The organism is Paeniglutamicibacter sp. GQ140, from assembly GCF_059759235.1.
Genome location: NZ_JCAXDW010000001.1, coordinates 161,866 through 187,385, shown reverse-complemented (window position 1 = coordinate 187,385; position 25,520 = coordinate 161,866). Strand labels below are relative to the sequence as shown.

Below are 25,520 nucleotides of genomic sequence, written 5' to 3'. Positions count from 1 at the left end.
CGACAGCCAGCGAGCACGGGTGCGTCCTGGCTGCGGCCGCTTCGCCTGGACCACGCCCACCCTGCCTTTGTCAGGATCCGGTTTCCTTGGCCCTTCGACGGCGCTGCCCATATGTTTCCATGTCGTAGTCGTTGCCGAAGGCTGCACGAAATGGGTGTTCAATCCGGTCAAGGATGTGCGGCCTTCGGCCCGTTCGGCGCGGGCTTCCTTGACCTCCAATCCGCAGCGAACCAGACTCAACCGTAGTCAACACCGTATTTCCAGGAACAGAGGATGCCCCGATGGAACACGAACTCGATCTCATAGTCATCGGCTGGGGCAAGGGCGGAAAGACGCTTGCCGGAACCATGGCCCGTGCCGGGCAGCGGGTGGCAATCATCGAGGCATCGCCTGATATGTATGGCGGCACCTGCATCAACATCGGCTGTGTTCCCACCAAGGCGCTGATCCATGACGCGGACATCCGCCCCGGTAACGGATTCGACCCCGACTACTTCGATGCGGCGGTGCTGCGCCGGGACAAGCTGACCGCCGCGATGCGTGCCAAGAACTTTTCCATGCTGGACGGGCTGGATTCGGTCATCACCATCACGGGCAGGGCCAGCTTCATCTCGCCGCGCCGCATCAGGGTCGAGGCCGGGGAAGAAACCCTCGAACTTGAGGCCAAGCGGATCATCATCAACACCGGCGCCGTGCCCACGATCCCGGACCTTGACGGCGCGCGCATCGGCGGGCGCATCCACGACTCCACCACGCTGCAACACGCGCCGCTGCCCAAGACCCTGGTGGTGGTCGGCGGCGGATACGTCGGGACCGAGTTCGCCTCCATGTTCGCGCACTTCGGCTCGAAGGTCACCGTGCTGGACCGCGGGGCACGGGCACTGAAGAAGGAGGACGAAGACGTTGCCGCCGAGGTCCTCGAGGCGCTGAACGACGTGGGGGTGGAGGTGCGGGTGGGAGCCAGCGTGAAGCGCATCGGCCAAGACACCGACTCCGCCCTGGTGCACTACGATCAAGACGGCCAAGTGCGATCAATCGAGGCCGACGCGGTGCTCATTGCACTCGGGCGAACCCCGGCCACCGGCGGGCTGAACCTGGAATCCGCAGGCATCGAGCTCACCGCATCGGGGGCCATCAAGGTCGATGGACGCATGGCCACGACGGCCGAGGGCGTATACGCGCTGGGGGATGTGAACGGCGGGCCCCAATTCACCTACGTGTCCCTTGACGACAACCGCGTCGTCGCCGATGCAATCCTGGGAACCGGCAAGCGCACCACGGCCGACCGCGTTGCGGTTCCCCACACGATCTTCACCACCCCGCCATTGGCCCGCGTCGGGCTCAGCGAGGACCAAGCTCGGGCGCAGGGCCTGGAGATCAAGGTCGCCGTCAAGAAGGTAGCCGAGATTGCCGCGATGCCCCGACCCAAGATCGTGGGAGATGCACGCGGCATCGTCAAAATCGTGGTCGATGCCGACTCCGACCGGATCCTCGGCGCGGCCCTGATGCACGTGGATTCCCAGGAAGTCATCAACCTTGTCGCGCTGGCCATGCGCCAGGGAGTCACTTCATCCACGCTGCGCGATTCGATCTTCACCCACCCCTCGTCGACGGAGGCGTTGAACGAGGTGCTCGGTTCGTTCGCCCGCTGATTCCTCCTCGGTCACGCGGGGACCCGGATGCGGTGACTGAAAGCCGCAGACCATAAGATAAAAGCGTGCAAGACCTGCTGACCAGCCTGGGCCCCGCACTCGACCTCATAGGGTGGGTGGCGCTCATTGCCGCGGCCGGATTCTATGCCTTTGCCGTGGCCGAACGTCGCCGGGATGCGGAATGGAAGACCGCCGATTATGAGATCGCCGTGCTCGAGGGGCAGGAATGCCTGGTTTTCCACACCGCGGACGGCACCATCCGCAGCGAGCTTCTGGTGCTCGAACACCCCCGCGCTCCCGAGGGCAAGGCGCTGGTGTACTACCGGGAAGACAAGTCCGGATCCTGGCAACTGGAAAAGCCGCGCTCAAACGTGCGCTTCCTGTATTGGACGGCGGCGGCCCTGGCGGCCGTCTTTGCACTCAGCAAGGTCCTGGGCATTATTGCCCACTGGGACTAGCCAGCCCGGGAATTCACGCCAAAGCGCGATGATCCGGGAACCGGATTCCTCATTGGCCGCCATCCACAGGTCGATTCCCACCACCGGCGCATGGAGGTTCCGTTGCGCGCAGGAATACGCCGGCGAACCGACAAAGGGGTTTTGGATTCCGGGATGTCGACGTCTCGGCTGACCCGCAGGAGCTTCCCGTCGAGGCCCGCCGTGCGCCGGTGCATCTTTACGGCACGCGCGTGGTCCGCGCCGGCCCAAGACCACAAAAGCGGCCCGTTTCTTCGGGGACACCGCAGGAGATGCCGGTGACCCCGGAAGAACCGGGCCGCTTGATGATGGTGTGCGACTACTTCGCGGCGGTCAAGGAATCGACCCATTCCTGGTTTTCGGAGATCCACTGGTCCACGATCGGGGCGTAGTCCTGGGTGTCGGCACCGTTGAACATCGCGTTTTCAAGGGAGAAGAGCTTCTCGTCATCGATCTTGAAGTCCTTCATCCAACCGGTGAGGGTCGGGAAGTCTTCCTTGAAGGTCAGGCTGCCGTAGGTGCTGATGTGCTCGGCGGTGCCCAGCGTGCCCTTGGGATCCTTGAGATCCTTGATCGGGAACGCATCATAGGCCCAGTGCGGACGCCACAGTGTCACCAGGACGTCGTCGCCGGCATCCGTGGCCTTCTTCAACTCGGTCAGCATGGCGGGGGTGGAGGAGGTCACGTAGTCCATCTTCTCCAGACCGTACTGCGGGATCACTCGCTCCTTCGTGGCCTTGGTCAGCCCGGCTCCCGGGTCGATGCCCACGATTCGATTGCCGAACATGTCGGCCTTGCCGGCGAGCTCATCCAGGGACTCGATGTCCGCGTCCTTGTTCACGGCCACGGTGAGCTTGGCGTCCTCGTACCAGGTGCCCAGCTCCTGGATCTTGTCACCATACTTTTCGGCCTGGGTCGCGTGGGTTTCCGGAAGCCAGACGTCCATGGCCATGTCGAAGTCGCCGGTGGAAATGCCGGAGAAGACCGGGGCCACGTCGGCGCTGGTCAGCGTGACGTCGTAGCCCTTCTTGGCCAGGATGCGCTCCCACAGGTGGGACACGGCAAGGCCTTCGTCCCATCCGGCGAAGACACCGATGGTGACGTCCTTCTTGTCACCGTTTTCCGGGCCGGCGGCCGCGCCGCTGCCGGAACCGCACGCGGTCAGCGCCAGGGTCGAGGCCGCGGCCACTGCTATCAAAGATGCGAGTTTCTTCCTCATGATTCGTGCCTTTCTCGACGGCCCCGGTGTTGCGGGGCCGCTAATGGGGGGTGATTACGCTGCAACGTGTTGCTTGGACCTGCTCAGCGAAGCGGTGACGCGATCAAGGAAGATCGCGAGGATGACGACGGAGAGACCCGATTCCACACCCAATGGGGTGTTGAGGCCGGTCAACGCCGCGTAGACGGCGCCGCCGAGCCCTCCGGCGCCGACCATTCCGGCAATGACAACCATGGATAGCGAGAGCATGATGATCTGGTTGATGCCGGCCATGATGGTGGGCATGGCCAGGGGGATCTGGATCTGGCGCAGGATGCGCATCGGTGAGGCACCGAAGGCCTGGCCTGCCTCGACGACTTCGCTGTCCACGGAGCGGATGCCCAGTTCGGTGAAGCGGGCACCCGGTGCCAGGGCAAAGATGATGGTCGCCACGATGCCCGGGACCGGTCCAATGCCCAGCAAAAGCAGCACCGGGATCAGGTACACGAATGCGGGCATGGTCTGCAGGAAGTCCATGACGGGTTTCACGACGCCCGAGACAGCGCCGGACTTTGCCGCAGCGATGCCCAGCGGGACGCTGATGATCACCGCGACCACGGAGGCCACGAGCACCAAGGCCAGGGAGTGCATGGCGTTTTCCCATTGGTTCATGCCGTAGATCAGCAGGAACCCGACGATGCTGCCCAGTGCCAGCTTCCAGCCCTTGAGCCAGAACGCCAAAGCCGCGAGCACGACGATGACTGCCCAGAACGGCGGTGCCGTCAGGACCCAGTCGAGTCCTTGGTAAAACTGTGCGAAAAAGGCCTTGACGCCGTCGAAGAAAACTCCAAGGTTGTCAATGACCCAGTCAAGGGCGCTTTCGGCCCATTTGCCGACGGGAATCCTGAATAAGTCGTTGGCCATTAGAGAGTGCCTCCCGCTTCACCGGATGGCTCCTGGGTGAAAATTTCTGGTCGTTGGCTGCCATCGTCGCTTCCGGCGGTTTGGCCCGGGACGACGATCTGGATCGCGTCGGTCGAAGAGGGAACATTGCCCAGCGCGGCCAGCAGCGTCGCACGCGCGACCGCGCCGACCAGCCTGCCCTTCTCATCGACGACCGGCAAGGGCGTGTTGCTTTCCACGGAACGGCCGAACAAGTCGTTGAGCGCGGTTTCGGTGGAAACCGCGTCGTCCGCCCGTGTCAGGATCTCGGTCAGGTCGGACCCTGCGCCGTCGACCAGGGCCATGACCTCGCGGTCGGTGACGATGCCGCGGAAGTTGCGGTGCCTGTCGATGACGAAGGCCCCGGAGGTTTGCTGCTGGCGCATCGTCAGCAGGGCGGCTCGCGCGCCTCCGCTGATGCTGACCACCGCACGAGGGTTCTCCATGACGCTGCCTGCGGTCAGCACGCGGGTGCGGTCCACGTCGCGTACGAATGATGCCACGTACTCGGTGGCCGGATTCGTGAGGATTTCATCCGGGGTCCCGATCTGAACGATTTCGCCGTCACGCATCACCGCAATGCGGTCCCCGAGGAACATGGCCTCGTTGAGGTCGTGGGTGATGAAGATGATCGTCTTGCCCAGATCCGCTTGCAGGGAGGCGAGCTGTTCCTGCATATCGCGGCGGATCAACGGGTCAAGTGCAGAGAAGGCCTCGTCCATGAGCAAGATGTCTGTTTCCGAGCACAATGCCCGGGCCAGCCCGACTCGCTGCTGCATGCCGCCGGAGAGCTGCCCGGGGTACTTGTCACCCCATCCGGTCAACCCGACGGTTTCGAGCATTTTTGTGGCCTGCTCGGTGCGCTTCTTCTTGCCCACGCCCTGGATCTCCAGGGCGTAGGCGGCGTTTTCCAGCACGGTGCGGTGCGGCAGCAGGGCAAAGTGCTGGAAGACCATCGAAACACTCTTCTGCCGTACCTGGCGCAGGCGCTTGCCGGAGATCTTGCTGATGTCGGTGTCCCCGACATGGACCGATCCGCTGGTCATGGGCAGCAACCCGTTGAGCATGCGGATCAATGTCGACTTGCCGGAACCCGACAAGCCCATGACAACGAAGATCTCGCCCGGCTTGACCTCAAACGAGGCATCAATGACGGCGGCGGTGCCCATGGGGGCGACATCCTTGCGGGATTTCCCGTCCTTGAGGGCCCTCACGGCTTCCTGCGGTTTGCGCCCAAATACCTTGAAGGCATTGGTGACACGCAGGGCCGGCGAAGGCGGTCCTGTTATTGAATTCATGCGTCATTCCATCCACGTGCTGCGCGGGATATCCGGCAACACGATTTGTGCATTCTTGTTTCACTTTGCCGTTGCATTCGGCTGGTGAGCCTCGTGCAAACGGATGAGACCTAGGCCATCCACGCTAACAGCCCGGCGACGAAAGGCAACAATTCCTCGGTGATTACCGGTTGATCCTGGACGCTTTCTCGGTGCGTTTGGCCCGTGATTTAGCCTCAGAATCGGAGTTGCGACATCGTTATATTGGTGACCGGACAAAAATCAATTTCGGATCGTTTTGCGCCGGATGCTCCAGCCATCATCGATCGATGAATCCTGTGTTTTGTAAATATTATTTGGATGCTATTCGATGATATTTACAGAATTAATCACGTCGGTCCAGGGTGTGGAACGGGGGGAGTGTCTGGACCTTGGAATGTTCACCGGTTGGGTCGGAAGCGGAAAGCACGCGATGATGGGATTACACGATTCTTTTACTTCCACCTCCGACGCCAAAGGTGCGGCGGCGGTGAAACCCCAGGAGGCACACTCATGAGCGAGGCCATCAACATCGGTTCCGTCGACAGCATCGACGAAGGAGAAGCCATCGTCATTCCGTCCGAGGACAACGGGACCAAGGAAGACATAGCCGTGTTCCATGCCGAGGACGGCAACTTCTACGCCATCAACGACGAATGCACGCATGAGACCGCCTCACTGGCCGACGGCTGGATCGAAGGCACCGAGGTGGAGTGCCCGGTCCACGCGGCCAAGTTCTGCCTCAAGTCCGGGGAGGCCCTCTGCCTGCCGGCCACCGTGGGAGCCCGGACCCACAAAATCGAGGTCAAGGACGGGGAGCTGTTGCTCTACCCCGAAACCCCTGCAGTCTGACTGATGCTGCAACCCCGCTGATCGAGCGGTGCACCAGAGGATCACGCGACATTCGTTCCCTGAGAACGGCCGTTGGATCTAGGTGATGCCGCTGCTGTTCGACGTCGAGACCGGTCTGACATCCGAAGTGACGCCGAGGTCGGGTTTGATTCGCCCGTGGGTGGACCGTCGCGCCACATGGGAGCCAATGCCTGATGCTGAAGCCTTGTCTTCTAGTCCGACCGGCCCATTGCAGTTGCCCACGACGCGATTTGGGAGCGGGTTCTAAAACTAAGCTTGGCCAGGATGCGCTCGACGTGGCCGTCCACCGTGCGCGGGGAAATTACCAACTGCTGGGCGATGAGCCGGTTGGTCAATCCTTGGGCAACAAGACCGGCGACTTGCATCTCTTTCTTGGTTAGCGGGTTATTCCCGGAGGAGTGCTTCGCTGGGCTAGTGGTCACGCCCAGGGCACAGTCGATTGCTTGGGTCTTGGACATCCTGTGTTCGTCCTTGGTTTTCGAGACATAGCGACGGCCAAGGGCCTCGCGCATGCGACGGTTGCTAGTCAACGAAGCTTTATGCATGTGCGGACCAAAGGCCGCGACCGTGATGCCCAATTCGGACCAGACCGAGGCTACGGCATGTGCCAGTTCTGCGGCCCGATCGTAGTCGCCCATCGACACTGTGATCCAGTGCAACGTCTCAAGGCTTAGCGCCACGCATACGCCGTCTTGGAAAGTGTATTGCTGAATGCGTAGCGCCTCGGTGACGGCGGTGACGGCCGAGGCATACTCGCCAAGCTGCCAGTAGCTGATCCCGCGGATCCAGTATGCATATGCCCGGTTCCATAGCTCACCGTGGGAGGTGGCGATTTCGATGACCTGGCGGCACGTTTCCAGCGCCGCCTCGAGACGGTTGTCCAACGCCTGGGCCATGCCAAGCTGGAAGAGAGCTGTCAGCTTGGCCGCTGTATCACCATGGGCGTCATGTGCCTTGCTGACCTTCCGGTACAGCTCGATGGCTCCAACCAAATCGCCGCTGAACATTCGATGCAGGGCAAGCCAATGTTCGGCATGTGCCTCTAGCGCGGGATCCTCAAGTTTCTGGGCGCTTGTGAGGCACCGGCGGGCGTAGTCTGCTCCGGTGTCGTGATCTCCCTGGATGAGGCTGACCCAGGCGGCGACCCACATGGCCGAGGCATAGCTGAGTGGATCGGCTTCCGAGGGCTTCGACAAGACCCTGTCGAGCAGCGCACGGCCTTCGGTGATGAAATTCCCGGAGACCCATTGGTAGCGCAGCAGAGAAGCCAGCCGGGCAGCAGTTGCGTGCTCGCCTGGAGCTTCCAGAGCCCATTCCATGGCCGAGGTCAGATTTGCCCTGTCGACTCGTGCAGCTTGAAGGAATCGGCTTTGGTGCGGACTGCACCAGTTTCGAACCATGGTGTCGCATCGTTCCACATAGTGGTGCAAGTGTCTGGTGCGCAAGGTCTTCACCTCGTCCGGATTGGCCAGCAGCTCCTGGCCGTATTCGCGGATGGTCACGAGCTGGTGGTAGCGCAGCACTTCGCCGTCGCGGCGAACCGAGAGAATTGACTTTGCGACGAGGGAATCCAGGAGGTCGACAATGTCGTCCGATGGCAGTTCGCCAAACCCGCAGACCGCTTCTGCCGCCTCCATGTCGAAGCTGCCGGGGAACACCGACAGCCTCCGCCAAAGCATCTGCTCGGAATCGGAGCATAACTCGTAGCTCCAGTCGATGAGGGCCCGCAGCGTCTGCTGCCGAGGCAGGGCTGAGCGGTCACCACGGTTAAGCAACTGGAAACGTCGATCCAGGCGATCGAGCAGCTGGGTTGCCGACAAGGAGCGCAGGCGGGTGGTGGCTAGCTCGATGGCCAGGGGCATGCCATCCAATTGGGTGCACAACTGCGCCACGACCGGGGCGTTGTCCACGTCCAGGGCAAAGCCCGGCACCACATTGCGCGCCCGGGCCACAAACAACGCGACGGCCTCGAAACTTTCCAGCTGCTCGACCCGCACGGGATCATCGATTGGAGGGGTCGACATCGGGGGAATGGCATAAAGGGTTTCTCCCGTAATGCCCACCGGTTCGCGGCTGGTGGCTAGAATGCGCACGTCGGGAGCCTGGCCAAGTATCCTGTGCACCAGCACGCTGACCTCGTCGAGCAGGTGCTCGCAGTTGTCCAGAACCAGCAACAGCTCCTTGTCCTGCAGGAAATCGGCCAGTCGGTCAAGGGCAGGGCGCTGCGACTGGTCCGAGACTTCCAACGCCGCTGCCACGACCGCGGCGACAGACGCTGTCTTGGTCAGTGGTGCCAACTCGACGATCCTGACCCCGTCGCGGTAGGCCCGGCGCGCCTGCTGGGTAATCTCCCCCGCCATCCGGGTCTTGCCCACGCCTCCCGCGCCCGTCAGTGTGACCAGCCGGGAAGTGGACATCAAGGCCTTGGCCTCCGCCATTTCGTGCCGCCGACCGATGAAGGAAGTCATTGAAAGTCGGCCCGCGGTGAATTGATGATCGATTGGTTGCCTAGTCATCGGTTGTTTTTCTCCAGTCTGCTGCCGCGGACTTCTGCCGTGCGCGGTGGGTCCTGGGGCGGTGCCGTGCACGCCCGAAACCCTATAGTTCGGATCCAAGTCTCTCACCCGGGGCTGGACGTTTTATGGCGCAGGCCACAAAGCAGGTAGCTGAGGGGGTGGTTCTACGCATGTGGCCGGGAGAAGTTCGGTCCAAGCTGGTGTGCATCCACCAAACCGAGACCACGGAACCAGAGAGCGAACCATGAGCCAGCAACCAGCCCCGACCGGCCAGCTGCCGGATATCGATCCGCGCCAGCTGCGTAATGCCTTCGGCAAGTTTGCCACCGGTGTCACCGTGGTCACCTGCCGCACCCCGGACGGCGTGCCGCACGGAGCCACGGTCAACGCATTCACTGCGGTGTCCCTGGATCCGCCGCTGGCCCAGGTCACCCTGATCCGCGGCAACAAGATCTCCGGGCTCCTCGAGGACTCCCCGTTCGCCATCAACATCATGTCCTCCGGACAAATGGATACCTGCCTGAACTTCGCCGGCAAGCCGATGAAAGGCGAGGTGGCGTGGCGCCCGGATGCCGAGGGCATCCCGGTGCTTCAAGGCAATAGCGCAACTCTGGAATGCGAGCCCTGGGCCATCTATGACGGCGGAGACCACCTTATCGTCGTCGGCAGGGTCATCGCACTGCACAGCAATGACGAACTGGACCCCCTGTGCTTCTTCGCGGGCAAATTCCGGGAGATCGGCGACCACGTGGGAGGTGCTCCCTGGGCCTCGTGCGGTGACAGCATGGCCACCGGATGGTTCGAGGGCAGCACCGACTTCAACGCCTTCTGAGAATTTCATCCCACCACCATTTCCACCCCCAGCAAAGGAGCTGAACACCATGACACAAGCACCAGAAGCCGAAAAGAACCTTGCGGACATGTCCGAACGGACCACGCCTGCCAATCCCAAGCTGCCGATGACCGGCGACGAATACATCGAATCGCTGCGCGACGGCCGCGAGGTCTACATACATGGCGAGCGCGTCGAGGACGTGACCACCCACCCTGCATTCCGCAACTCGGTTCGGATGGCCGCACGCCTGTACGACGGTTTCCACGACCCGGCCACCTCAGGCAAGCTACTTTCCCCGACCGACACCGGTTCCGGCGGCATGACCCACCCGTTCTTCAAGGTCCCCAAATCCGTTGAGGACCTGAAGGAATCCCGCACCGCCATCGAGACCTGGGCCCGGATGAGCTATGGCTGGCTGGGCCGCTCACCGGACTACAAGGCTGCATTCCTGGGAACCCTCGGATCCATGCCGGAGTTCTACTCGCCATACCAGGAGAACGCGTTGCGCTGGTACAAGGAATCGCAGGAGAAGGTCCTGTACTGGAACCACGCGATCATCAACCCGCCTGTGGACCGCCATCTGCCGCCGGACGAAGTGTCGGACGTTTTCATGAAGGTGGAAAAGGAGACCGACAACGGAGTGATCGTCTCGGGCGCCAAGGTCGTGGCCACCGGTTCGGCGATCACCAACTTCAACTTCATCTCCCACTACGGATTGCCGATCAAGAAGAAGGAATACGCGCTGATCTGCACCGTGCCGATGGACGCCCCGGGAGTGAAGCTGATTTCCCGCACCTCCTACGCGCAGAACGCCGCGGTGACCGGTACCCCGTTTGACTACCCGCTTTCCTCACGCATGGACGAGAACGACGCGGTGTTCGTCTTCGACAAGGTGCTGGTGCCGTGGGAGAACATCTTCGCCTATGGGGACCCCGACCAGATCAACGGTTTCATGCCACAGACCGGCTTTATCCAGCGCTTCACCTTCCAGGGCTGCATCCGCCTGGCCGTGAAGCTGGACTTCATTGCCGGGCTGCTGCTCAAGGCCCTGGAAATCACCGGCACCCAGGACTTCCGCGGCGTGCAGGCCCGGGCCGGCGAGGTCATCGGCTGGCGCAATCTGTTCTGGGGCCTAGTGGACGGGATGATGCTCAACCCGGACAAGGGACCGAACGGCTCGGTGCTGCCGAAGATGGAATATGGCCTGGCCTACCGCATGTTCATGGCCCAGGGCTACTCGCGCATCAAGGAGATCATCGAGCAGGACGTGGCCTCGGGCCTCATCTATCTACCCAGCGGCGCCTTGGATTTCCAGAACATGGAAATCCGCCCGTACCTGGACAAGTACGTGCGGGGTTCGAACGGCGTGCAGGCCGTGGACCGCGTCAAATTGATGAAGCTGCTGTGGGACGCGATCGGCTCCGAGTTCGGCGGCCGTCATGAGTTGTACGAACGCAACTATTCGGGCAACCACGAGAACGTGCGCGTCGAAATGTTGATGCACGCCAAGCAGACCGGCACCGCAGGCATGATGAACGGCATGGTCGAACAGTGCATGGGCGAGTACAACCTGGACGGCTGGACCGTGCCGGACCTTTTCAACAGCGACGATGTCAACGCATATATGAAGCGCGGACGCTAGCAGGGGCAGCCGATCGGCACCACCACGTGGTCGACCGGCTCGAGGAATGAAGATCTCCGGGCGGGATGGAAATCATCCAGATATTCATCCCGCCCGGAGATCTGTGGTTGCAACCATCGGAATGCGCAAGCATTCCATGACCCAGCCGCGTGATGTGAAACCTTTTCACAGGCGGCGACATCGATTGGAAGGATCGCCATGTGCGAGATTATGGGCCGGGCTGCTGCTGCGGGAGTTGCCCGACGAACGATGCTGGCAAGTTTTGGTCTCGGGGCCGCCGCCTTGGGAGTGGGCGCGTTTTCAGGCAAGGCGCAGGCCGCCGGGCCTCGCCCCGATCAGGTCCGAGATTTTGGGCCGGCACCACTGGGAAACCACCGGACACGATTGGTGTTGCTGGGGACCTCCGGCGGACCTCCGTACTGGCCGGGCGGTACGCGCGAGGGGATTTCCTCAGCACTCGTCGTGGGCGACAGATACTACTTGATCGATGCCGGCCACGGGGTCATGGGCCAACTAAGAAAGGCAAGGCTCGGTCCCAATTTCGAGTCCGATATGGACGGCCCCTTGGATGTGCTGGCCGGGATCTTCCTGACCCACCTACACTCCGATCACGTGGTGGACCTGAACAACATCCTCAGCGAGGGAATTTTCAACGGACTGCAGCATGTGCAAGGGAAGGTGCCGATCTGGGGGCCCGGCAACCGCGGCGAGTTGCCCGAGCTCTTTGGTGATGGGAAAGCGCCGAAGCCGGTTAGTCCCAAAAACCCCACCCCGGGCACGAAGGAAATGACCGACCTGCTAGTTCAGGCCTTCGCCACGGACTTCAACGACCGCCTCTTTGACAACCGCAAACCGCGCCCGGAGGAACTTTGGGAGGCTTTCGATGTTCCAGTGCCCAAGAAGTACATGAAGAATCCGAACACCGATCCGTGCCCGGTCATGGAGCCATTCGTGTTCTTCGAGGACGACCGGGTCAAGGTCTCGGCCATTCTCGTCAACCACGCGCCGGTGTTCCCAGCCCTGGCCTACCGGTTCGACACCGAAGACGGTTCCGTGGTCTTCTCCGGCGACACGGGACTGACACCGAACATCATTACCCTGGCCAAGGGTGCAGACGTGCTGGTGCACGAGGTCATCGACAAGTCCTGGCCTGAATCCCTCTTCCCGCAGCCACGAACCGACGCGCAGGAAGGCCTGTACCAGCACTTGATCCGATCCCACACCCTGATCGAGGACGTGGGAAGGGTCGCCCAGGAGGCAGGAGTGGGGACCTTGGTGCTTTCGCACATGGTTCCCGGCAATCGTCCGGACGAAGTCTGGGTGCCCTGCGGCGACGGCTTTGACGGGCGGCTGGTCATCGGACATGATCTGGACGTCATTGGCGTGGGTCAGCCGGGGTAGTCGGCAATCGGTGTGGGAGCGGGGCGGAATCGAGGGCCGATTCCGCCCCGCTTCGATGTGTCCGGCCGAATGCACTGTGCAAAGCGGCCTCACGGTGGCCGGGCGCGGAATCGGCTCACAGTTTCGATGGGCCCGCGGCGCGAAAGGTTGAGGCGGAGTGGCGGGCGAATTAGGCGTATGCCGGTCGGCCCGCCACGCAGCCGGGAGTGAAGAGGCAGTTCCGAAGGAACACGGCCTGCATCAGTCTTTTCTCCCCGCATCGGGCGCACCCGAGCCGGGCGTTTATGGCCCATGCCTTCAGGCAGCGCGTTGAACGGTGTTCAAGATTGGGTGTACGGTGAATCCAGAATCTATTGAACGGTGTTCAGTTTCTCGTTGTGAGGCGCCTGGCACCGCTCCACCTCGGAAGGCCATCGATACCCATGACCACGATCAACACCGTTCCTACAGTTGCGACTTCTCCGGGCAGGCACGTTTCACCCGCCGGGATCCCGGATGCCGCAAACCTTGCGGCGCGCATCGATTCCGGCCACCGTCTCACCGCCGCCGAGGCCCTCGCGGTTCTCGGCACCGAGGATGAGGCGACCCTGGCGCTGGTCGCCGCGGCCGGAACGCTGCGCCGCAAGCACTTCGGCAACACGGTCAAGGTCAACTACCTGGTGAACCTCAAGTCGGGGCTCTGCCCCGAGGACTGCACCTACTGCTCCCAGCGGCTGGGATCCAAGGCAGAGATCCTCAAGTACACGTGGCTGAAACCGGAGGAAGCCGTGCGCCAGGCGGGGCTGGGAGTCGCCGGTGGTGCGTCGCGCGTGTGCATGGTCGCATCTGGCAAGGGTCCCACGGACCGGGACGTGGACCGGGTGGCCACGATGGTCGAGCAGCTCAAGGACGAGCATCCGCACGTCGAGGTCTGCGCCTGCCTGGGCATCCTCAAGGACGGGCAGGCGGACCGGCTCAAGGCCGCCGGAGCCGATGCCTACAACCACAACCTGAACACCGCCGAGTCGCTCTACCCGGAGATTTGCTCGACCCACACCTTCGCCGAGCGCGTTGACACCGTCGGGAAGGCCAAGGGTGCCGGGCTCTCACCGTGCTCCGGACTCATCGTGGGCATGGGGGAAACCCCCGAACAGCTCGTCGAGGCTGTTTTCGCCCTGCGCGACCTGGCCGCCGACTCGATCCCCGTGAATTTCCTGATGCCCTTCGACGGGACCCCGCTGGCCGGAACCTGGCATCTGACCCCGATGGCATGCCTGCGCATCCTCGCGCTGGTCCGCCTGGCCTGCCCAGCCACCGAGCTGCGCATGGCCGGCGGCCGGGAAATGCACCTGCGCTCCCTGCAGTCCACGGCGCTCGCCGTGGCCAATTCCCTGTTCCTTGGCGACTACCTCACCAGTGAGGGCCAGGACGCGCGGCGGGACCTGGAGATGATTTCGGATGCCGGGTACGTGGTGCTGGGCCAAGAGGACATCGACCCCGCGGAATTGGCGGCACGGCTGCGGCACCGGGCCGACGAGGCCCCGGCGCAGCCCGGGGCCACGGGGTGCGGCAGTGCGTGCGGCAGTGCCTGCGGCAGCGCCACCCAGGGCTGCGGGCCGGCCGGCGGGCAGGGCGAACCGGTGCTGCGCCGCCGCGGCGCCGGCACCCCGGAAAGCCCCAACGCATGAGTTCCGCACCCCTCGGCCTGCTCGCCCGGGACTCGGGCCTGCTCTGGCACCCCTACGCGACGCTGGATGCCGGGGCGCACTATGCGGTGGAAGCGGCCCAGGGTGTCCGGCTATCGCTGAGGAATGAAGCGGGCACCCACGGGGTCATCGACGGAATGTCCTCCTGGTGGTCAATGGTGCACGGGTACCGCCACCCGGTGCTGGATGCCGCAGCGCACGAGCAGATCGACACGTTTAGCCACGTGATGTTCGGCGGGCTGACTCACTCGCCGGCGGTGGAATTGGCCGAACGCCTGGTGGCCATGGCCCCCGGGGACCTGCAACACGTGTTCCTGGCCGACTCCGGTTCCATCTCCGTGGAGGTGGCGCTCAAGCTCGCACTGCAATACCAGCACGCCCGCGGGCACGGCACGCGGCAGCGCTTCCTGGCCCTGCGCGGCGGCTACCACGGGGACACCTTTGCGGCGATGGGCGTGTGCGATCCGGTGGACGGCATGCACGCGGCCTTCGCCCCGCCGGGCCGCGAACAGGTTTTCCTGCCGCGCCCGCCGGCGGCCCGGCTCACCGCGAAGGGGCAGTGGGAGTCCGACGCCACGGAGCTGGCCGCGTGGGAAGCAGCGGCCAGAAACATCGCCGCCGCCCACGCCCCGGAGCTTGCGGGCATCATCTGCGAACCCGTCCTGCAGGGTGCAGGAGGCATGTACGTCTACGCGCCGCGCGCGCTGGCGATCCTCCGCGAGATCGCGGATGAACACGGGCTGTTGCTGATAGTTGACGAGATCGCCACCGGATTCGGGCGCACCGGCGCGCTCTTTGCCACCGAATGGGCACAGGTCGAACCCGACGTGATGTGCGTGGGCAAGGCGTTGACCGGCGGCTACCTCTCCCTGGCGGCCATGCTGTGCACCGCCGAGGTGGCCGAAGTGCTGGGCGATGCAGGCGAGGCCTTGCTGCACGGGCCCACCTTCATGGGCAACCCGCTGGCCTGCGCCGTGGCCAATGCATCGCTGGAGCTGCTCACCGGTGGTGGTGACCCGCGCTCGGCCTCCGCACCCTGGCGCGTCCAGGTTTCGGCGCTGGAATCCGGGCTGCGCGAAGCCCTGGCGCCGGCGCGTGCCCTGTCGTGCGTGAGGGAGATCCGCGTTCTCGGAGGCGTCGGCGTCATCCAGCTTTCCGAACCCGTGCGCGTGGCCGAGCTGACCCAGGCCGCGGTGCGCCGCGGGGCCTGGGTGCGGCCCTTCCGCGACCTGGTCTACGTCATGCCGCCCTATATTGCCACGGCCGGGGACCTGTCGGTCCTGGGCGCTGCCCTGGTCGCGGCGGTGGGTGAAGTCCATGGAGACTAGCCAGAGGCTCGCCGCCCCAACGCCGGGCGCGGCTGCGGCGGCACCGTGGGAACGGTGGCTGGGGGATCGGGCCCGGGTGCGCGCCGCCCGCGGACTGCACCGCGTGGAGAGCTCCCGCGAGAAGCTCATGGACCTGGCCTCCAACGACTACCTGGGGCTCAGCGGCCACCCGGAGGTGCGGGCGGCGGCCGCTGACGCCGTGCACCGGTACGGGGCAGGGGCCGCTGCCAGCCGCGTGGCAACCGGCACCCTTGAGGTGCATCGCGAGCTCGAAGCCGCGCTGTGCCGCTACACCGGTCGAAGCGCTGCCCTGGTTTATTCCAGCGGATACACCGCGAACCTGGGTCTGCTGCAGGCGCTTGGCGGACCGGGCAGCCTCTTCATCCTCGACGCCCACGCGCACGCCAGCCTGATCGACGGCGCCCGCCTCTCCGGGGCCAAGGTTGCCACCGCCGCGCACAACGACCTCGCGGATCTCCAGCGGCTGCTGGAGGAAAACCGAGATTCGGCCACCCCGGCCCCGCGCGCGGCGGTGGTCCTCGAATCGGTCTATTCGGTGCTTGGCGATGCCGCCGATCTGGCCGCCGCAGCCGAACTTTGCGCCCGCCACCGGGCATTGCTGGTCATCGACGAGGCCCACTCGCTGGCTGCGACGGCACAAGGCTCGGCGCTGCGTGCCGCGGGGCTGGCGGACTGCTCCCACGTGGTGGCCACCGCCACGCTCTCCAAGGCCCTGGGTGCCCAGGGCGGCGCGGTGCTGCTGGGCGGCGGGCAGGCGGGCGCGCTGCGCGAGCACCTGGTCAACACCTCGCGGACCTTCCTCTTTGACACCGCGCTTGCCCCTGCCGCCGCGGGAGCCGCCCTGGCCGCGCTGGGACTGGCCGACGCCGAGCGCCTGGCCAGGCTGGGGCGCAACGCGACGCTGGTCCACGACACCCTGGCCGCCGAACCGCGGCTGCTCCCGCGCATCGAGCAAGGGGCAGGCGCGGTGCATTCGGTCATGATGCCGGACGCGGCCTCGGCAGTCCGGGCGGCCGCATCCCTGCGCGCCCGCGGCATTGCCGTTGCATGTTTCCGGCCGCCGAGCGTGCCCGACGGGGTGTCGCGGTTGCGGATCACCGCGCACGCCGACCACGACCCCGCTGACTTGCTTGCCGCCCTGCACGCCATTGCCCGGATCATCCTGGAGGAAGAATCTTGAGTTGTCCCTTTGGCGCCACGCGCGCACCGCTCGCCGAGCTGGCGCCGCTGTCCGGGCCGCTGCCCGAGGCCTATCCCGAAGCGGTCAACCGCCGCTACCGCAACATCGAGGATCCCGGCTTGGTGCGCGCGATCCTGCTGCGCCCCGAGGACTTCACCCCGGCCAACGCCCTGGACACCGCCGTCGACCTGGAACCTGCCGCCCTGCGCATCCTGGCCGCCGGGCGGTTCTCCCTTCCTCCGGTGCTTGCAAGCGCCAGTGGATCCGAGCACCTGGCGGTGCGCCGGGTGGTGGCCAGGTTCTTCAGCCCCGCGAAGGTGGCAGCGCAGGCCGGGCCCATCCGGGCGCGGGTGGAAGGGATCTGCGCGGAGCTTGCGGAGCAATACCGCAGCGGAGAGCACATCGATCTGGCACACCATCTGGCTGCGGTGATCCCGCCTGAGGTCATGCAGCGGCTCACCGGGGTCCCGATTCCGCCGGCCGCGGAGCTCAAGCGCTGGAGCCAGGACTCGCTGGAACTCTTCTGGGGCTGGCCCGACGCACAGCGCCAGGTGGAACTTGCTGCAAGCGCCGCGCAGTTCCATGCCTGGCTCGATGGCAGCGTGGCCGAGGCCGTGGCCCGCGACGATTCGAACCTCTATGCCGCGTTGCACCACTCCGGGGTGGACTCGGCGAGGATCCGCTCGCTGGGTTACTTCCTGATGATTGCCGGGCAGGAAACCACCGCCATGCTCATCGCCACCGCGCTGCGCACCGCCCTGCGCGAAGGCAGCTGGGAGAAGTGCGCCGACGGTGAATCCACGGCGGAGCTGGTGCGCCAGGTGCTGGCGCAGGCCTCCTCGGTGCCGACCTGGCGCCGAGAGGTCGCCGCGGACATCGAGCTGGACGGGGAACACTTTGCCAAGGGGGAGCAATTGGTGCTCATGCTCTCCGGCGGGGTCCTGGGGGAGGAGGGCGACGACTCGCTGGCCTTCGGCTTCGGGATCCACCGCTGCCTGGGCGCGGGGTTGGCGCGGATGGAAACCGAGGTGGTCCTGGCCGCTGCGGCCCGCGCCCTGCCGGGCCTCGAACCGGCCGGCGCGGAACCTGACTGGATGCACCTCTTGTCATTCCAGGCACCCCGGACGGTGTGGGCCTCCCTGTCCATGGCGGGGGAAGCGGCATGATCCTGGTGGTCACCGGGACCGACACGGACGTCGGCAAGACCGTTGTCACCGCGGCCCTGGCCGCCTGCGCCCTGGGGACCGGCGCGCGGGTTGCCGTGTACAAGCCGACGCAAACCGGAGTGGGTCCCGGGCAGGGCGGGGACGTGCACTCGATCGGCGACTGGCTCGGGAATCCGCCGGCACTGACCCTGGAAGAAGGCGCCCGGCTGGCCGATCCCATGGCGCCGGTGGACGCTGCCCTGCACGCCGGCGGGATCGCCGCGGCCGAGGCACTGCCCACCCTGGCGGACCACGTGATGCGCGTGCGGGAACTTGCACTGGACCACGGGGCTGTCATCGTCGAGGGCGCCGGCGGCCTGTTGGTGTCCCTGACGCTTGCCGGGGAAACCATCGCCGACATGGCCCGCGCGCTCGATGGCCGGTTGGTGGTGGTCACCCGTCCGGACCTGGGCACGCTGAACCACACGGCGCTGACCCTGGAAGCCGCCGTCTCCCGCGGCTTTGCCGACGGCGTCTTGGTGCTCGGCAGCTTCCCGGCCGAGCCCACCGCCCTGAATGAACGGAACCGGGGCAACCTGCGCGAACTGGCGGAGCGGAACGGGTGGACCTGGGTGCCCGGCCCGCCGGCGGCAGCCGTCGCGGCGGACGTAGCCACAACCCGGCGGATCCTGCACGCGGCGGGCCGGCAGCTGGCCCCGGTGTTCTACGACCAGCCGGTTCCTGCCCCAGCTGCATCCAGCCCGGGCACAGCGGGTTAGGTTCGGCACGCGGGGCGGGGCGGGGCGAGATGAAAGCAGGCACGGTCCCCGCATCCGGATTGCCGGGTGCAGGGACCGTGCCTGTCGTGGGTGTTTGCTTGGGCGCCGCAGCTACACTGCCAGGGCCGAGTCCTGCGGCTTGGCCGGGGAATGGTCGGCGGCGCTGCCCATGGAATCAAGGATCGCCTGCAGCGTGGCCGGCCCGTGCTGGTGCAGGCAGGCCCCTGCCACGAAGCGGTCGGGGCGCAGGAAGATCATCGGCGTCGGGCGCTCGTTGAACCACTTCTTCACCGTGCCGGTGTGGTCGCCGAGCACCAAGACGTCCTTGTCCATGTGTTCGGTGGCCCAGGCGCGCTGGGTTTCGGGAACGATGGCCACGAGCTTGGCACCGAGGGCCTCGAGCGCCTTGATGGAGTGGGCGGGGAGCACGTCCTTGGGGTCGTTGCCCCAGACCAGCACCGTCCACCAGTTGCCGATCACGTCATCGAGCAGCCGGTTCTCCCCGAGCTGCGAGTTCACCCGTGGCTGCGGGAACTGCACGCCCACCGGCGAGACCTTGTTGTTGGCGGTGAGCACCGGGATCAACTTGCTGGTGAGCTTCGCGGCGGCGTTGCCGGATGCCTGCGTGGTCGGGTCGGCCAGCACGCCGGAGGTGTAGCGCGGCATCGGCTTGAAGCGCATGTCGGAGAAGTAGCTCTTGGCCGAGGGGAAGAGGTTGAGCACCGAGGAGGCGGCGTCGCGGGCGGCGACGGCCAGCGGGTTGGTGAGCTTGATGACCGAGCCCAGCGTCATGGACAAATCGACCATGGCCTTGGCGTGGTCCTTGCGCTCGGAGGTGTAGGTGTCCAGGATGTCCTCGCCGGCGGTGCCGGTCAGCACGCTGGTCAGCTTCCAGCCCAGGTTGGTGGCATCCCGCATGCCCGAGTTCCAGCCCTGGCCCATCCACACCGGCATCAGGTGCGCGGCGTCCCCGGCGATCAGCTGGCGGCCCTTGCGGAAGGATCCCGCCACGCGGCCGTGGTGGGTGAAGACGCGGCGGCGGATGTAGGAAAGGTTGTGCGGGTCCGGGACGTGGTCCTTGAGCATCTCGGCGACCCACTCCTTGGAGGTGACCACCGATTCGTCCTCGTGGTCGTGGAGCATGAACTCCCAGCGGCGCACCGCGTGGGGCAGGCCGATGGAGACGTACGGGCGCTTGGGGTCCGCTCCCAAAAAGACGTTGGGGGTGCCCAGCGGGTCGTTGTCGACGTCGACGACCAGCCAGCGGGTGGAGGGGGAGTCGCCCTCGAAGCTCACGCCCATGCGCTTGCGGGTCGGCGACTTGCCGCCCTCGCAGCCCACCAGGTACTGCGCCGAAAAGCGGGTCTCGGTTTCGGTGCCGTCGGCGTTGGTGACGCGGGCGATGGCTGTGACGCCGTTGGCGTCCTCGGTGACGTCCTCCACCAGGTGGCCGAAGTGCACGTTGATGTTGGGATACTGGGCCAGGCCCTCGTAGAGCGCCTTGTCGACCTCGGGCTGGATGAAGGCGTGCTTGCGGTCCCAGCCGAATTCCTGGGTCTGCGGGTTGTTGATCATGATGGTCTTGCCCGAGCCGTTGACCAGGCGCATGATGTGCTGCGGTGCGGTGTGCGGCAGCACGGTGTCCACCAGGCCGACGGTCTGGATGGTGCGCAGCGACTCGTCGTCGAGGCCCACGCCGCGCGGGTAGTCGATGAGTTCGTCGCGGGCCTCGAGCACCGTGACGCTGCGGCCGTACATCCCCAGGATATTGGCGAGCATGAGGCCGGCGGGACCGGCTCCGATGATCAGGACTTCACTGCTGGGGATGCTGTTCATGGCCACATCAAACTTTCCTTGTGTAAATAGTGCACAACCTATTCGGTATCTGCACAACTAGTGAGAACTAGTTCACCAGTCGTTGTGATGCACGTCAAAGTCGGTGTGCCATCTGTTGGCACGAATTCCATCCTGCGTTCACGTGGAAAGGGGGATCAGGCAAGCGATGCCTCGAGGGCTCGGGCGGCCTGCTGCAACACCGTGATGGCGGAGGTGGCCTGTTCCCGGCGCACGGTGATCAGGTTCAGGCAGGCGGGGACGCCGCAGATGCCGCGGTCAAGCGGCACGGCCAGGCCATGCATGCCCGGTTCGACCTCGCCGAAGGTCTGCGCGAATCCCTTGGCGCGGGCGGTGGTGACGCGGGGGTCCTCCCCGATGCGTGCCGCCTCGCTGGCCAGGATCGCGTGGCCCGCGGCGCCGAGATCCAGCGGATGCCGCGAGGCCTCGGCGAACGACACGTGGTAGGTGCCGGAGGTCGGTGCGGTGACCCGCAGGGCGATGGCCTCGCCGCCCTCGCGCACGATCAGGGCCAGGGTGGCGCCCAGTTCGTCGGCGTAGCGGCGCAGCACCGGCTCGGCGGCGGCAAGCAGCGAGTGGTAGGCCGAGGCCGAGAGGGCGAGCAGCCCCGCGGCACCGCGGTAGCGCCCGTCCGCCCCGCGATGCAGCAGCTGGGCGTCGCAGAGCGTGTTGAGCAGCCGGTAGGCACCGGTGCGGTGGATGCCGGCATGCTCTGCCACCTCGTTGATGCCCAGCCCCGCCGGGGTGCCCGCCACCAGGCGCAACACTTCGAGCCCGCGGGCCAAGGTCTGGGACCCTGCGGTCCGGGACGTGGAGGGGGAGGCGGTGGTTGTTGGCTCGTTCACGCTCTTGATCATGGCACAGTCACCGTCTCGGCACCGTCCGATGACGGGTCCCGGGGACGGGGGACTGCGGCATCAAGGATCGTTCATGTGCCCTCCCGAGAGACTGTCCCGGACCGGACGGCCGCGCGGGGCCCAAGGCAATCCCCTGGGCGGCACCGGGGCGGGTTTCGGGGCGTGTATCCGGGGCAAGGCCCGGGGTATTGGGCTGGCCATCATTGCCGCCCCGGTTAGAAAGCGCTGAAATTCTCCCGGCCGAAGGCCAGTAGTTCGTTGATTTTTCGGGTGGGTCCGAGGCCCGCCGGGTAGGCCAGGCCGAAGGCATTTTCCGGCACGGGTTCGGCAATGTCCTTGAGCACGAGGGGGAGTCCTTCCTGGCTGGTCGGTCCGGGCCAGATGCTCAACAGGACCGAGTAGGCCAAGCCCCGGCCGACCATGGAGCGGATGGTTTCGGTGCTTGAGGAACGCCAGCGCACGTCCGGCTGAAAACCCATGGAACGGATCATTGCCTCGACCAATGTCCCGGCAGGCTTGACGTCGGAGAGCACGGCCGGCAACCCTGCCAGATCCTTGAAGGACACCGTCCCCTGGGAGGCCAGCGGATGATGCGCGGAGAGCAGGACCTTGGGAACGACGGCGGCGATCGGTTCGAAGGAGCTGTGTGACAGGACATGTCCGCGGAGAATGAAGCAGGCATCCAGGGTCCCGTCCACCATCTGCGCCTGCAGTTCCGTGGAGGAGCCCTCCTCGAAGGCGAGATCCACGTTTGGGTGGTTCTCGGCAAAAAACTGGACCATTTCCGGAATGATGCGCGATGAGTAGGCGCGGTAACAGCCCACGCGGAAGGTGCCGCTCAGCTCGCCCTGAAGATCACCGGCAACACTGCCCAGTTCGGAGGCCTCGCGCAAGATCCCGCGGGCCCGGGCCGCCACCGTCGCTCCGGCGGGGGTGAGGACCGAACCCTTCGACTTGCGCCGGATGGCCAGCTGGACGCCGAGCGCGGCCTCGAGCTGGGTCAACGCAAGGGAGACCGCCGTTTGTGAGACGAATAGCTCGTCGGCCGCGGCGGCGAGCGATCCGGTTTCGGCAACGGAGACCAAGTACCGCAATTGTTTGAGGGTCACATCATTCACAAGTTTTCCTTGGGTAGTTTGCACGACACATGTGTTTTACAAAGGATATGGCGCGGCGCACAGTTGAGGGAAGTAAGTGAGCACCCTCACGCATGATTTATTCCAAAGGACTTCAAGACATGAGCAAGCATTCGGGCCCCTACGTGGTGGCCCTCGGCACGGCGGGCGGACCCCGCTGGTGGACCGGGGCGGGCGCCGGTGAGCGCCAGGGCATCGCAACCGCCGTGGTGGTCAATGGATCCGCTTACCTGGTCGATTGCGGCCACGGGGTGGGCAGACAACTCATGCTTGCCGGCATCGAACTCGGTTCGCTCAAGGGCATCTTCATCACCCACATGCACTCCGACCACACCGTGGATCTCGCATCCATGACCGTATTCGGGACGCTGGCCCTGGCTGCGCAGGACGCGGAGCCGGTCAAGGTCTTTGGACCTGGCGACCGCGGCATGTTGCCGCCGGTCTCCACCCATGTTTCGGGCCGTGAACCCCAGGCCGTGGGCGGGAACGATCCGACCCCCGGGGTGGAAGGCATGTTCAGGTACCTGGTCAGTGCCTACGCCACCGACCTGAACGACCGGATATTCGACACGCTGCGTCCACCTCCGCACGAGAAGTACACCGTGCAGGACATCGAACTGCCCGCGGATGTCGGCTACCACCCGAACTCCAACCCGACTCCCGACATGGAACCGTTCCTCGTCCACGAAGACGAAAACGTGACGGTCACGGCCATCCTCGTCGAGCATCCCCCGGTGGCTCCCGCCTTCGCATTCCGCTTCGACACCGCCGAGGGCTCGGTCACGATTTCCGGTGACACTGCGCCCACCCGGAACCTGGTTCGCCTCGCGAGGGGCACCGACCTGCTCATGCACGAGGCCATCGACTTCGACTGGGTGCGCCGGGGCTACGCCCACGAAACCGAGCAGGCGGCCGAGGCCGGGATGGAACACCATCGCAAGTCCCACACCTCGGCCCGGCAAGCAGGAGAACTGGCCACGCGCGCCGGAGCCGCCCGCCTGGCACTGCACCACCTGGTGCCAGGCACCACGGACCCGGATGTCTGGCACCGGGCGAGGGAAACCTTCGCCGGGGAACTGTTCGTCCCCGACGACCTGGACATCATCCCGTTCCAACGTCCGTCCACCGAAGTTCCCCCGGTGATGGAAAAAAACTCACTACAACCCCTGAGCCGCTAGGCGTTCTCAACCCCTCCTCCTGAGAGAAGCAGCAATCATGACCAAGCATTCATCGGTCTCCCAGCCCGCGTCCCATGATCCGCGGCAAATGCGCCGCGTCCTGTTTTCCAGCTACCTCGGCAGCGTCGTCGAGTTCTACGACTTCCTGCTCTATGGCATTGCAGCATCGCTGGTCTTCGGCCAGGTGTTCTTTGCCAACCTTGACCCGATGGTGGGCACCATCGCATCCTTCGGAACCCTGGCCGCGGGCTACATCGCCCGACCGCTGGGCGGAGTCATCTTCGGCCACTTCGGGGACCGGGTGGGCCGCAAGTCCATGCTGGTGATCACCATGACGCTCATGGGCGTGGCCTCCACCCTCATTGGCCTGATTCCCACCTACAACCAGATCGGCGTCGCCGCGCCGATCATCCTGGTCTTCCTGCGCGTGATTCAAGGCATTGCCGTGGGCGGCGAATGGGGCGGCGCCGCGCTGATGAGCCTGGAGCACTCCACCAAGCGCCGCCGCGGATTCTCCGCCAGCGTCACCAACATGGGCGGCCCCTCCGGCGCGCTGTTGGCCACGCTCATCATGACCGCCTGCTCCACCATGCCGGAGGAAAGCTTCCTGGCGTGGGGTTGGCGCATCCCGTTCCTGCTCAGCGCCGTCCTGGTCGGGCTGGGAATGTTCATCCGCCTGCGCATCCAGGAATCCCCGGTCTTCGCCGCGGCCCAGGCCGCCGCTGCCGCGGAGCGGAAGTCGGCAACCGGGGCCAAGAAGCCATCGGTGCCGCTCTTCGAGGTGCTGCGCCACTACCCCAAGAACGTCCTGTTGGCCGCCTTCGGCGGGGCCGGGGCATTCGTCATCCAGGGCCTGCTTGCCACCTTCGCCATCACCCTCGCGGTGGGCGGCGGCGCCGACCGCACCTCCGTCCTCATGGTCCACGGCATTGGCTCGTTCCTGCACATCTTCACCATCCCGTTCTTCGCCGCTCTCTCGGACCGGGTGGGCCGCCGCCCCGTCATGATCAGCGGTGCACTGGCCGCCGCGCTGATGGCCTACCCGCTCTTCCAGATGCTGGCCACCGGGGACATGGGATGGGTCCTTGCCGCCTTCCTGATCGGCAACCCGCTGATCCAGGCCTCGATGTACGGGCCGCTGGCGGCCTTCATTTCCGAGATGTTCGGAACGACCTCCCGCTACACCGGCGCCTCGCTGGGCTACCAGCTGGCCTCGACGCTGGGCGCAGGACTGGCCCCGCTGCTGGCCGCGACGCTGTTGACCGTGGGTAACGGGAACCCCGTGTGGGTCTCCGTCATGGTCGCCTCGATCTGCATGATCAGCGCGCTGGCCATCTTCCTCACCAAGGAATCGCACAAGCTCGACTTGGACGGGGACCGGCCGGAGCCCGCGGCACTGCCGGCGGGATCCGAAGCGGCAAACGCCGCATAGCCCTTTCGCCACCGAAGTAGGACAGGTGTCCGCGGCACACGCCACAAGCGTGTGCCGCGGACACCTGCTTTTCG

At 65.3% G+C, this 25,520-nt stretch carries 21 protein-coding genes; 13 read left to right on the top strand and 8 right to left on the bottom strand.

Annotated features, from left to right (window positions below):
• Positions 1-281 precede the first annotated feature (281 nt).
• Both AC6CHY_RS00850 and AC6CHY_RS00845 read left to right on the top strand, forming a co-directional pair.
• Positions 282-1,652, top strand: a complete 1,371-nt coding sequence (locus AC6CHY_RS00850) for an FAD-dependent oxidoreductase (RefSeq protein WP_498225120.1) — start codon at positions 282-284, stop codon at positions 1,650-1,652.
• Positions 1,653-1,717: 65 nt separating this feature from the next.
• Positions 1,718-2,110 (top strand): hypothetical protein, encoded by a 393-nt coding sequence (locus tag AC6CHY_RS00845; protein WP_217387465.1) that lies wholly within the window; start codon positions 1,718-1,720, stop codon positions 2,108-2,110.
• Between the two features lie 337 nt (positions 2,111-2,447).
• Here AC6CHY_RS00845 and AC6CHY_RS00840 read toward each other — a convergent pair whose 3' ends face one another.
• Genes AC6CHY_RS00840 through AC6CHY_RS00830 form a run of 3 tightly spaced genes read right to left on the bottom strand, consistent with a single transcriptional unit; the run spans position 2,448 to position 5,566 of the window.
• A complete protein-coding gene (locus tag AC6CHY_RS00840) occupies positions 2,448-3,347 on the bottom strand; it encodes a glycine betaine ABC transporter substrate-binding protein (RefSeq protein WP_217387466.1) in 900 nt (299 codons plus the stop codon).
• 54 nt (positions 3,348-3,401) lie between these two features.
• Positions 3,402-4,250, bottom strand: coding sequence for an ABC transporter permease (locus AC6CHY_RS00835; RefSeq protein WP_498225119.1), 849 nt, complete (start codon positions 4,248-4,250; stop codon positions 3,402-3,404).
• A complete protein-coding gene (locus AC6CHY_RS00830) occupies positions 4,250-5,566 on the bottom strand; it encodes a quaternary amine ABC transporter ATP-binding protein (protein WP_217387468.1) in 1,317 nt (438 codons plus the stop codon). The genes AC6CHY_RS00835 and AC6CHY_RS00830 overlap by 1 nt, the downstream gene beginning before the upstream one ends.
• A 531-nt stretch (positions 5,567-6,097) precedes the next feature.
• Between AC6CHY_RS00830 and AC6CHY_RS00825 the strand changes: the two genes are divergently transcribed.
• A complete protein-coding gene (locus tag AC6CHY_RS00825; protein ID WP_217387469.1) occupies positions 6,098-6,436 on the top strand; it encodes a bifunctional 3-phenylpropionate/cinnamic acid dioxygenase ferredoxin subunit in 339 nt (112 codons plus the stop codon).
• A 212-nt stretch (positions 6,437-6,648) separates the two neighbouring features.
• Here the strand turns inward: AC6CHY_RS00825 and AC6CHY_RS00820 are convergent, their stop codons facing one another.
• Positions 6,649-8,925: a LuxR C-terminal-related transcriptional regulator gene (locus AC6CHY_RS00820; protein WP_498225118.1), complete on the bottom strand. Its 2,277-nt coding sequence runs from the start codon at positions 8,923-8,925 to the stop codon at positions 6,649-6,651.
• Between the two features lie 292 nt (positions 8,926-9,217).
• Between AC6CHY_RS00820 and AC6CHY_RS00815 the strand changes: the two genes are divergently transcribed.
• Both AC6CHY_RS00815 and AC6CHY_RS00810 read left to right on the top strand, forming a co-directional pair.
• Positions 9,218-9,805, top strand: a complete 588-nt coding sequence (locus tag AC6CHY_RS00815) for a flavin reductase family protein (protein ID WP_217387471.1) — start codon at positions 9,218-9,220, stop codon at positions 9,803-9,805.
• A gap of 49 nt (positions 9,806-9,854) precedes the next feature.
• Positions 9,855-11,450, top strand: a complete 1,596-nt coding sequence (locus tag AC6CHY_RS00810; RefSeq protein WP_217387472.1) for a 4-hydroxyphenylacetate 3-hydroxylase family protein — start codon at positions 9,855-9,857, stop codon at positions 11,448-11,450.
• Here AC6CHY_RS00810 and AC6CHY_RS00805 read toward each other — a convergent pair.
• A complete protein-coding gene (locus AC6CHY_RS00805) occupies positions 11,447-11,650 on the bottom strand; it encodes a hypothetical protein (protein ID WP_498225117.1) in 204 nt (67 codons plus the stop codon). The two genes, AC6CHY_RS00810 and AC6CHY_RS00805, sit on opposite strands and share 4 nt — an antisense overlap.
• Here AC6CHY_RS00805 and AC6CHY_RS00800 point away from each other — a divergent pair.
• The 6 genes from AC6CHY_RS00800 to bioD all read left to right on the top strand — a co-directional run bounded on the left by AC6CHY_RS00800 (position 11,649) and on the right by bioD (position 18,989).
• On the top strand, positions 11,649-12,851 hold the full coding sequence (locus AC6CHY_RS00800) for an MBL fold metallo-hydrolase (protein ID WP_217387474.1): 1,203 nt from the start codon (positions 11,649-11,651) through the stop codon (positions 12,849-12,851). The genes AC6CHY_RS00805 and AC6CHY_RS00800 overlap by 2 nt on opposite strands.
• 422 nt (positions 12,852-13,273) lie before the next feature.
• On the top strand, positions 13,274-14,518 hold the full coding sequence (gene bioB / locus AC6CHY_RS00795; protein ID WP_217387475.1) for a biotin synthase BioB: 1,245 nt from the start codon (positions 13,274-13,276) through the stop codon (positions 14,516-14,518).
• Positions 14,515-15,864: an adenosylmethionine--8-amino-7-oxononanoate transaminase gene (gene bioA, locus AC6CHY_RS00790; protein ID WP_217387476.1), complete on the top strand. Its 1,350-nt coding sequence runs from the start codon at positions 14,515-14,517 to the stop codon at positions 15,862-15,864. Before bioB ends, bioA begins: the two co-directional genes overlap by 4 nt.
• Positions 15,854-17,065: an aminotransferase class I/II-fold pyridoxal phosphate-dependent enzyme gene (locus AC6CHY_RS00785; protein ID WP_498225116.1), complete on the top strand. Its 1,212-nt coding sequence runs from the start codon at positions 15,854-15,856 to the stop codon at positions 17,063-17,065. The genes bioA and AC6CHY_RS00785 overlap by 11 nt, the downstream gene beginning before the upstream one ends.
• Complete coding sequence (locus AC6CHY_RS00780) at positions 17,062-18,231, top strand: cytochrome P450 (RefSeq protein ID WP_498225115.1); 1,170 nt, start codon at positions 17,062-17,064, stop codon at positions 18,229-18,231. Before AC6CHY_RS00785 ends, AC6CHY_RS00780 begins: the two co-directional genes overlap by 4 nt.
• Complete coding sequence (bioD, locus tag AC6CHY_RS00775) at positions 18,228-18,989, top strand: dethiobiotin synthase (protein ID WP_498225114.1); 762 nt, start codon at positions 18,228-18,230, stop codon at positions 18,987-18,989. Before AC6CHY_RS00780 ends, bioD begins: the two co-directional genes overlap by 4 nt.
• Positions 18,990-19,100: 111 nt before the next feature.
• Here the strand turns inward: bioD and mhpA are convergent, their stop codons facing one another.
• The 3 genes from mhpA to AC6CHY_RS00760 all read right to left on the bottom strand — a co-directional run bounded on the left by mhpA (position 19,101) and on the right by AC6CHY_RS00760 (position 22,818).
• Complete coding sequence (mhpA, locus tag AC6CHY_RS00770) at positions 19,101-20,825, bottom strand: bifunctional 3-(3-hydroxy-phenyl)propionate/3-hydroxycinnamic acid hydroxylase MhpA (RefSeq protein ID WP_498225113.1); 1,725 nt, start codon at positions 20,823-20,825, stop codon at positions 19,101-19,103.
• A 155-nt stretch (positions 20,826-20,980) separates the two neighbouring features.
• On the bottom strand, positions 20,981-21,688 hold the full coding sequence (locus AC6CHY_RS00765; RefSeq protein WP_498225112.1) for an IclR family transcriptional regulator: 708 nt from the start codon (positions 21,686-21,688) through the stop codon (positions 20,981-20,983).
• A gap of 227 nt (positions 21,689-21,915) precedes the next feature.
• A complete protein-coding gene (locus AC6CHY_RS00760) occupies positions 21,916-22,818 on the bottom strand; it encodes a LysR family transcriptional regulator (protein WP_498225111.1) in 903 nt (300 codons plus the stop codon).
• A 119-nt stretch (positions 22,819-22,937) separates the two neighbouring features.
• Here AC6CHY_RS00760 and AC6CHY_RS00755 point away from each other — a divergent pair, with 119 nt between their 5' ends.
• On the top strand, positions 22,938-24,014 hold the full coding sequence (locus AC6CHY_RS00755; protein WP_498225110.1) for an MBL fold metallo-hydrolase: 1,077 nt from the start codon (positions 22,938-22,940) through the stop codon (positions 24,012-24,014).
• A gap of 37 nt (positions 24,015-24,051) precedes the next feature.
• The gene (locus AC6CHY_RS00750; protein ID WP_498225109.1) at positions 24,052-25,446 is read left to right on the top strand and encodes an MFS transporter; all 1,395 of its coding nucleotides are present in this window, start codon (positions 24,052-24,054) and stop codon (positions 25,444-25,446) included.
• Positions 25,447-25,520: the final 74 nt, after the last annotated feature.

Bases quoted from the DNA above. Each gene is read 5' to 3' on its own strand.
- AC6CHY_RS00850 (WP_498225120.1), top strand. From the start codon at position 282: ATGGAACACGAACTCGATCTCATAGTCATCGGCTGGGGCAAGGGCGGA.
- AC6CHY_RS00840 (WP_217387466.1), bottom strand. From the start codon at position 3,347: ATGAGGAAGAAACTCGCATCTTTGATAGCAGTGGCCGCGGCCTCGACC.
- AC6CHY_RS00835 (WP_498225119.1), bottom strand. From the start codon at position 4,250: ATGGCCAACGACTTATTCAGGATTCCCGTCGGCAAATGGGCCGAAAGC.
- AC6CHY_RS00830 (WP_217387468.1), bottom strand. From the start codon at position 5,566: ATGAATTCAATAACAGGACCGCCTTCGCCGGCCCTGCGTGTCACCAAT.
- AC6CHY_RS00825 (WP_217387469.1), top strand. From the start codon at position 6,098: ATGAGCGAGGCCATCAACATCGGTTCCGTCGACAGCATCGACGAAGGA.
- AC6CHY_RS00820 (WP_498225118.1), bottom strand. From the start codon at position 8,925: ATGACTTCCTTCATCGGTCGGCGGCACGAAATGGCGGAGGCCAAGGCC.
- AC6CHY_RS00815 (WP_217387471.1), top strand. From the start codon at position 9,218: ATGAGCCAGCAACCAGCCCCGACCGGCCAGCTGCCGGATATCGATCCG.
- AC6CHY_RS00810 (WP_217387472.1), top strand. From the start codon at position 9,855: ATGACACAAGCACCAGAAGCCGAAAAGAACCTTGCGGACATGTCCGAA.
- AC6CHY_RS00800 (WP_217387474.1), top strand. From the start codon at position 11,649: ATGTGCGAGATTATGGGCCGGGCTGCTGCTGCGGGAGTTGCCCGACGA.
- AC6CHY_RS00805 (WP_498225117.1), bottom strand. From the start codon at position 11,650: ATGGCGATCCTTCCAATCGATGTCGCCGCCTGTGAAAAGGTTTCACAT.
- bioB (WP_217387475.1), top strand. From the start codon at position 13,274: ATGACCACGATCAACACCGTTCCTACAGTTGCGACTTCTCCGGGCAGG.
- bioA (WP_217387476.1), top strand. From the start codon at position 14,515: ATGAGTTCCGCACCCCTCGGCCTGCTCGCCCGGGACTCGGGCCTGCTC.
- AC6CHY_RS00785 (WP_498225116.1), top strand. From the start codon at position 15,854: ATGGAGACTAGCCAGAGGCTCGCCGCCCCAACGCCGGGCGCGGCTGCG.
- bioD (WP_498225114.1), top strand. From the start codon at position 18,228: ATGATCCTGGTGGTCACCGGGACCGACACGGACGTCGGCAAGACCGTT.
- mhpA (WP_498225113.1), bottom strand. From the start codon at position 20,825: ATGAACAGCATCCCCAGCAGTGAAGTCCTGATCATCGGAGCCGGTCCC.
- AC6CHY_RS00755 (WP_498225110.1), top strand. From the start codon at position 22,938: ATGAGCAAGCATTCGGGCCCCTACGTGGTGGCCCTCGGCACGGCGGGC.
- AC6CHY_RS00750 (WP_498225109.1), top strand. From the start codon at position 24,052: ATGACCAAGCATTCATCGGTCTCCCAGCCCGCGTCCCATGATCCGCGG.